General features: G+C 38.3%; 6 protein-coding genes and 1 other annotated feature. All 6 genes read left to right on the top strand.

Annotation, left to right across the window (positions count from 1 at the left end):
• The first annotated feature begins 148 nt into the window (after nt 1-148).
• Nucleotides 149-1630, top strand: a complete 1482-nt coding sequence (gene guaB / locus ACE025_RS07570; RefSeq protein WP_485939026.1) for an IMP dehydrogenase — start codon at nt 149-151, stop codon at nt 1628-1630.
• Nucleotides 1631-1900: 270 nt separating this feature from the next.
• Nucleotides 1901-2587, top strand: coding sequence for a response regulator transcription factor (locus tag ACE025_RS07565; RefSeq protein WP_485939024.1), 687 nt, complete (start codon nt 1901-1903; stop codon nt 2585-2587).
• A 58-nt stretch (nt 2588-2645) separates the two neighbouring features.
• The gene (locus ACE025_RS07560; RefSeq protein ID WP_485939022.1) at nt 2646-3767 is read left to right on the top strand and encodes a sensor histidine kinase; all 1122 of its coding nucleotides are present in this window, start codon (nt 2646-2648) and stop codon (nt 3765-3767) included.
• Between the two features lie 201 nt (nt 3768-3968).
• Complete coding sequence (locus ACE025_RS07555; protein WP_485939020.1) at nt 3969-5324, top strand: serine hydrolase; 1356 nt, start codon at nt 3969-3971, stop codon at nt 5322-5324.
• A gap of 81 nt (nt 5325-5405) precedes the next feature.
• Nucleotides 5406-5643 (top strand) — a binding site (T-box leader).
• 56 nt (nt 5644-5699) lie between these two features.
• Nucleotides 5700-6974: a serine--tRNA ligase gene (gene serS / locus ACE025_RS07550; protein WP_485939018.1), complete on the top strand. Its 1275-nt coding sequence runs from the start codon at nt 5700-5702 to the stop codon at nt 6972-6974.
• A gap of 123 nt (nt 6975-7097) precedes the next feature.
• Nucleotides 7098-7634 carry a peptide-methionine (S)-S-oxide reductase MsrA gene (msrA, locus tag ACE025_RS07545; RefSeq protein WP_485939016.1) on the top strand — a complete coding sequence of 179 codons (537 nt, stop codon included), beginning with the start codon at nt 7098-7100 and terminating at the stop codon, nt 7632-7634.
• The last annotated feature ends 226 nt before the right edge of the window (nt 7635-7860 follow it).

The following is a 7860-nucleotide window of genomic DNA, read 5'->3' as shown; positions in this document are numbered from 1 at the left end:
ATCTTGCTGATGAGTAATAGATTAAAATTAATGGGTTTTAATGAAAGAAATTGGAAAACACCTTGACCCCAGTTGGTTAAGGTGGTAGGTTAGATAGTAAAAAATCTGACAAAAGTTCAGTAGATTTGAGAAGGAGTGCTTGATAATAATGTCTAACTGGGATACAAAATTCGCGAAAAAAGGATTCACTTTTGATGATGTTTTACTTATGCCTGCAGAAAGTCATGTTTTGCCTAATGAAGTAGATTTGAGTGTGCAATTGACAGATAAAATCAAATTGAACATACCAATCATGAGTGCAAGTATGGATACTGTAACAGATTCTCGAATGGCTATTGCTATGGCTCGCCAAGGCGGATTAGGAGTTATTCATAAGAACATGAGTATCGAAGCTCAAGCGGATGAAGTGCGCAAAGTCAAACGTTCAGAGAGCGGAGTTATCATAGATCCATTTTACTTAACTCCGGATCATTTAGTATCTGATGCAGAAGCTTTGATGTCTCGTTACCGTATCAGTGGTGTCCCAATCGTAAATACTTTAGAAGACCGTGTCTTGGTAGGTATTTTAACAAACCGTGATCTGCGTTTTATTTCTGATTACACACAAAAAATCGATGCTGTCATGACTAAAGAACATTTAGTGACTGCTCCAGAAGGAACTTCTCTTAAAGAAGCTGAACACCTATTACAACAACACAAGATTGAAAAATTGCCTTTAGTTGATGCAGAAGGTCGACTAAGCGGTTTGATCACAATCAAAGATATTGAAAAAGTAATCCAATTCCCCGATGCTGCCAAAGATGATCATGGACGTTTGTTAGCAGCTGCAGCTGTTGGTGTAACTAGTGATACATTTGAACGCGCTCAAGCATTGATCGATGCAGGTGTAGATGCGATCATCATCGATACAGCTCATGGTCACAGTGCCGGAGTTATCCGCAAAATCAAAGAAATCCGTGAAGAATTCCAAGACGTTGCGATCATCGCTGGAAACGTCGCTACTGGAGAGGGTACACGTGCATTGTTTGAGGTAGGGGTAGACGTTGTTAAAGTAGGAATCGGTCCAGGATCTATCTGTACGACTCGTGTAGTAGCTGGTGTAGGTGTTCCCCAAATCACTGCTATCTATGATTCTGCTGCAGTTGCTCGTGAGTACGGAAAAGCGATTATTGCTGATGGCGGGATCAAATACTCTGGAGATATCGTAAAAGCCTTAGCTGCTGGAGGACATGTAGTTATGTTAGGCGGAATGTTGGCTGGAACTGATGAGTCTCCAGGTGAATTTGAAATTTTCCAAGGCCGTCGTTTCAAAACTTACCGTGGTATGGGAAGCTTAGGAGCTATGAAGGCTGGTTCCAGCGACCGTTACTTCCAAAAATCCAACAATGAAGCGAATAAAATGGTCCCAGAAGGTATCGAAGGACGCGTAGCTTATAAAGGAAGCGTTCAAGACATCATTTTCCAAATGCTTGGCGGAATTCGTTCAGGTATGGGTTATGTTGGAGCTGCTAACTTGAAAGAATTGCGTGATGACGCTCAATTTGTTCAAATGAGCGGAGCGGGACTACGCGAATCTCACCCACATGATGTTCAAATCACAAAAGAATCACCAAACTACTCAATTCAATAAAAAAGAGAGCGCGTAATTAAGCCGTTTAGGCTCTCGTAGATTTCATCTTCCCCTTTTAATTGGGTGTTTTTCCTAAACAAAAAGGGAAGTGAAATCATAGAGAGTCTGGCTTAGGAAGCGCGTCTGAAGTATAAGTGGAAAGACTGTCTCGAATGAGGCAGTCTTTTTCTTATACAGAAAACCAGTAAACTTAAACATTATTTTACTTTTCCAATGGTTCTTTTTTGTTATGATTAGGTTAACACTATTTGTAGGGGAAGAGGGATCGGTATGAAGATATTAGTCATTGATGATGACAAAGAGATTGTCGAGCTTTTAGGTATTTATATCCAAAACGAAGGCTATGAACTGGAAAAAGCGTATAATGGAAAAGAAGCGTTGAGTAAATTGAATACCCAAGAGATCGATTTGGTAGTGTTGGATGTTATGATGCCGGAAATGAACGGATATGAGATCATCAAAGAGATTAGAAAAGATTCGCAACTGCCGATTTTGATGTTGAGTGCGCGTTCAACAGATGTTGATAAGATCAAAGGCTTGATAACAGGAGCGGATGATTATGTAGTAAAACCGTTCAATCCGCTAGAAGTCATGGCCCGCATCAAATCCTTATTGCGCAGAAGTACGTATACAGCTGTACCTGAACAGCCAAACAAATTAGAGATAGGTCCCTTAATCATTGAAAAAGACTCTCATGAAGTGACGACACTCACAGGAACAAGAATCGTTTTGACGGTATTGGAGTTTGGGATTCTTTATTTGTTGGCAAGTCACCCGAATCGTGTGTTTAGTGCAGAAGAGATCTTCGAACGTGTGTGGCAGCAAGAGAGTATCGTATCTGCCAAAACGGTCATGGTTCATGTCAGCCATTTGCGCGATAAAATTGAAGAAGCGACGGGCGGCGAAAAAGTGATCCAAACAGTATGGGGAGTAGGCTATAAAATCGAGGATCGCTAATAAAACTGAAATGGAACTGCTGTCCAGTTTGTACTATACGTAAGGGAGTTTTTTATTAGTGAATCTATCTAGAAGAGAAAAAAGTAAAATGATACTAGAAGCTTTTATCACTATTGGCCTCATGCTGTTGTCGTATTATGCGGTCCATATGATTTTGAAACGCGTCGTACTTATTTTCCCTGAATCTTTCAAATCGATTTGGGGAATAGGAGATGTGATTGTAAATATTCAAGGAAACCAAGTATTTACTGCAACACCGCCATTTCTAGTGTTACTGCTTATTTTAACGGGATCTGTGACGTATTGGCGTTTGAAGAGACGTTACCGCCAGTATCAATTGACTCATATTATCAATGAATTGCATTATATCGCAGAAGGACACTATGACCATCGTATTTCCCATGATTACAGAGGCGATATGTCTCGAGTTGTTGACAGCATTCATGTGCTGGTGGACAGCACGGTAAAAGCTATGGAAGAAGAGCGGATGATTGAACAATCTAAAGATGAACTGATTACAAATGTGAGTCATGATATCAGAACACCTCTGACCTCAATCATAGGATATTTAGGATTGATAGAAGAAGGCAGATACCACAATCAAGAAGAACTGTTGAAATACACCAAAACAGCTTATCAAAAAGCTAAGCAAATGAAAGTATTAGTAGATGATCTGTTTGAATACACTAGAGTACGCCAAAAAACAACACCTTTAAATCTGGTTTACTTTGATATGATTCAAATGTTGGAGCAAATTGCTGCAGATTTCGAGTTGGAAGCTGGTAAACAAGAGATGACAATAGAAGTGGTTTCTACGTTACCTAGTTTATATATGAAAGCAGATACGGAAAAACTGGTGCGAGTGTTCAATAATCTGCTGTCGAATGCGTTGAAATATGGAAAAGATGGAAAACAGATTTTAATTGAAGTAGAAAAAACGGATGAAGAAGCCGTGATTACTGTGAAAAATGATGGACCAGAAATCTCACCTAAAGCTTTGACGCATTTATTCGATCGTTTTTACAGAGCGGATGAATCAAGATCTCAAGAAACAGGCGGTACAGGATTAGGATTGGCTATCGCTCAAAGCATCATTCAGTTGCACAATGGAGATATCAGTGCGCGATCTGGAGGAGGATGGACAAGCTTTATTATTCGATTGCCGTTAGATGAAGCATAAGTGAAATAGAATAATGTTTCACGTGAATCAATTTCAAAAAAAGTGTGAATAGAAAACAACCTTCATTGCCTTTAAAGCAGAAAGAGGGTTGTTTTTTTATACAGTCTTCGTTAATATAGAAAAAGTGAGAATTACTTAATAAATGAATAACAGACATTAACTTAAAAAGAAAATAGATTTATTTGAGGAGAACATACATTGATGAAAACATTAAAAAAATTTGGAGCAGTATTTGCTGCAACAGTATTATTAGGGACAGCTGCACCAACTTTCCAAATAGCGGGAACTGAATTCAATATGAGTACAGAAGTTTCTGCCGCAACGAAAGCACCTGAAATCAAAGCTGGAGCTGCATTTGCGATCGAACCAACAACTGGGAAAGTATTATTGAATCAAAACGGTGATACACCACTAGGGATAGCATCGATGACTAAAATGATCGTGGAGTACATCTTATTTGAATCAATCGAGAGCGGAAAAATCAGCTGGGATCAACAAGTTTCAATCAGTGATTATGCATTCAAGATCAGCCATGATACAAGATTGTCTAATGTACATTTGAGACAAGATGAGACTTATTCTATTGAAGAATTATACCAAGCTTTAGCGATTTATTCAGCAAACGGAGCAACTATAGCTATCGCAGAGGCTATTGCAGGTACTGAAACAGCTTTTGTAGATATGATGAAAGTCCAACTAGACGAATGGGGCATTACAGACTACAAACTGTACAACTCAACAGGTCTAAACAACGCTGATTTACAAGGGAACCTGTATCCAGGAAGTTCGCAGACAGATGAAAACATTATGACTGCAAGAGGAATTGCAGAAGTAGCGATGCATTTAATAAATGATTACCCGGAAGTATTGGAAACAACCAGTATACCAAAAATGACATTTAGAGAAGGCACTGATGATGCTATCGATATGTCCAACTGGAATTGGATGTTAGAAGGATTGTTATTTGAACGTGAAAATGTTGACGGCTTAAAAACAGGGACAACAGATTTCGCAGGTGCTTCTATTGCAGGAACAGCGGTTGAAAATGATATGCGCATCATTACTGTTGTCATGAATGCTGAAAATGGAGAAGAAGACAAAGGGTCTCGTTTTAAGGAAACAGACAAGGTCATGGATTGGGTCTTTGCCAACTGGGAATTTTTAGATGTTTATAAAAAAGGCGATGTTGTAACGGAAGCTGGAAAAACAGCAGTAGCTAAAGGTAAAGACGATGCAATTGAAGTTGCTGCAGGATCAGATGTATCTATTGTGGTACCTCAAGGTACGGATGCTGAACAAGTGACTGCTGCTTACCAAGCAGATCCGAAGTTAGTAAACGAAGAAGATAAACTGACAGCACCATTTAAAAAAGGTCAAGAAATTGGTAAAGTCCAAGTCAATGTAGAAGGCGACGAGTTAGGCTACATTGATGGCAATGAAGGTAAACAAGTTGCTGCAACAACTACAGAAGAAGTAAAGAAAGCTAATGTCTTCATTCTTGCTGGGCGTTGGGTAGGAAACTTCTTTACAGATCTTTACGTTAACATTTTCGGCTAAAAGTTCTTAGTAATGAAATAGAGTTTGTATTGACTTATATAAATGAGTTGGTTAAAATAAACACACATTAAAAGAATACAACGAACGTTAGTAGTGTGAGCAAGTAAAGAAAAGTTAAATCTCTAGAGAGTCAGCGGTTGGTGCAAGCTGATGGTTAATTTTCTTGAATCCGTCATACGAAGTAAATAATGAACCTTGATAGTTTCTTCTATTAAGTATTAAATTATTTCGGCTCCAGACCGTTATCTGAAGTAGAGAGTAACTTTAACAAGTTAAATCTGGGTGGTACCGCGAACGTGAAGTCCAATTCGTCCCTATATCAGGGAAGAATTGGGCTTTTTTTATTTGTAAGAGTCACTAGAGGAGGAACTAGATATGTTGGATAATAAAGAATTGAGAACTAATTTTGATGTTGTGGCAAAAAAATTAGCTGTACGTGGGGTAAAAGAAGAGGATTTAAATCGCTATGTCGACTTAGACAGTAAACGCAGAGAGCTTATAGTAGAAACAGAAAAAGCAAAGAGTTACCGTAATGAAGTATCAGATGCTATTGCTTCTTTAAAGCGTAACAAAGAAAACGCAGATGAAAAAATTCTTGAAATGCGTGAATTAGGCGGCAAGATCAAAACCTTAGATCAGGAATTAGCTTCTATAGAAGAAGAAATCGAACATATCGCAACTAGATTACCCAATTTACCACATGACTCAGTACCAGAGGGCACCGATGAAGAAGAGAACGTTGAAGTACGTAAATGGGGGGAGCCTCAAACATTCGACTTCGAGCCAAAACCACATTGGGAAATCGGAGAAGAATTAGGCATACTAGATTTTGAGCGTGGAGCTAAAGTATCTGGAAGCCGCTTCTTATACTATAAAGGTTTAGGTGCTCGTTTAGAACGTGCTGTATACAACTTCATGTTAGACATGCACATTTACGACCATGGATATACAGAAATGATGACACCTTATATGGTGAACAGCAAAGCAATGTTTGGAACAGGCCAGTTTCCTAAATTCAAAGAAGATGTTTTTCAAATGGAAGACAGTGATTTGACATTGATTCCCACTGCCGAAGTTCCATTAACCAATTACTATCAAGATGAAATCATTGATGAGAAAGAATTGCCTATCTACTTTACAGCGTTAAGTCCATCATTCAGATCTGAAGCTGGTAGTGCTGGACGTGATACTAGAGGCTTGATTCGATTGCATCAATTCAATAAAGTAGAGATGGTAAAATTCAGTAAGCCAGAAGAATCATATGAAGAATTGGAAAAAATGACGGCTAACGCAGAAGATGTATTGAAGAAACTAAATCTTCCATATCGTGTATTAGCTTTATGTACAGGAGATATGGGCTTCTCTGCTGCTAAAACGTATGACTTGGAAGTTTGGATTCCAGCTCAAGACACGTATAGAGAGATTTCTTCTTGTTCAAATACAGAAGCCTTCCAAGCTAGAAGAGCTAAGATCCGGTACCGTAATGAAGAAACTGGAAAATTAGAGTACGTTCATACATTGAACGGTTCTGGTTTAGCAGTTGGCCGTACAGTAGCCGCAATTTTAGAAACCTACCAACAAGCAGATGGTTCAGTAAAAGTTCCAGAAGCATTAGTTTCTTATATGGGCGGAGTAACTGAGATACGCTAACAAGTTAAGTAAGAAGGTGAAAGGAAAGCTGATTCGGCTTTCCTTTTTTTGATCGTAATTTTTTAAATAGAGAACTAGACGTGATATACTATTGAATACTAATGAGATAAGGAAGGTATATATATGAGACAAACAAATTTAAAAAAAGCTACATTTGCGGGCGGATGTTTTTGGTGCATGGTAAAACCTTTTGATTCTCTGCCGGGTATAGATTCTGTGATATCTGGTTATACAGGCGGACATGTAAAAAATCCAACTTACGAACAAGTTACTACAGGAACTACAGGACATACCGAAGCGGTTCAGATAACTTACGATCCAGAATTATTTAATTATGAAGAATTAGTCGAGATTTATTGGAGACAAACAGACCCAACTGATGCAGCTGGTCAGTTTGCAGATAGAGGCGATTCCTATCGTCCAGTAATTTTTTACCATGACGAAGAACAAAAAGAAATTGCAGAAGCTTCAAAGCAAGCTTTACAAAATAGCGGAAAATTCAAAGACCCTATTGTTACTTCAATAGAACCTGCTGAGCCATTCTATGAAGCAGAAGATTATCATCAAGACTTTTATAGGAAGAATAGTGTTCATTATAATAGATACAGTCATGGATCCGGCAGAGCAGGATTTATCCAAAAGACTTGGGAAAATGAATAATAAGTTTATGTTTTAATAAATATTCATTTTTGATCTATATGTACCATTTTTAATAACCACCAAAAATCGTTCGTGAAACGAGGGGGATTCCCCTCGTTTTTTAGTTACTAAAATAAAAACGTTCAGGTTTAGAAAAGTTTCGTATTTATTTCGAGAAAACAGTTGACGAAAGCTAGGAATGTTGGTATATTAGTAAACGTTGCAGGGGACAAACAAAACGTTCACA

The organism is Desemzia sp. AGC72 (genome assembly GCF_057334175.1).
Note: the sequence above shows the minus strand (reverse complement) of the source record. Positions and strands in the feature narration are given on the sequence as shown.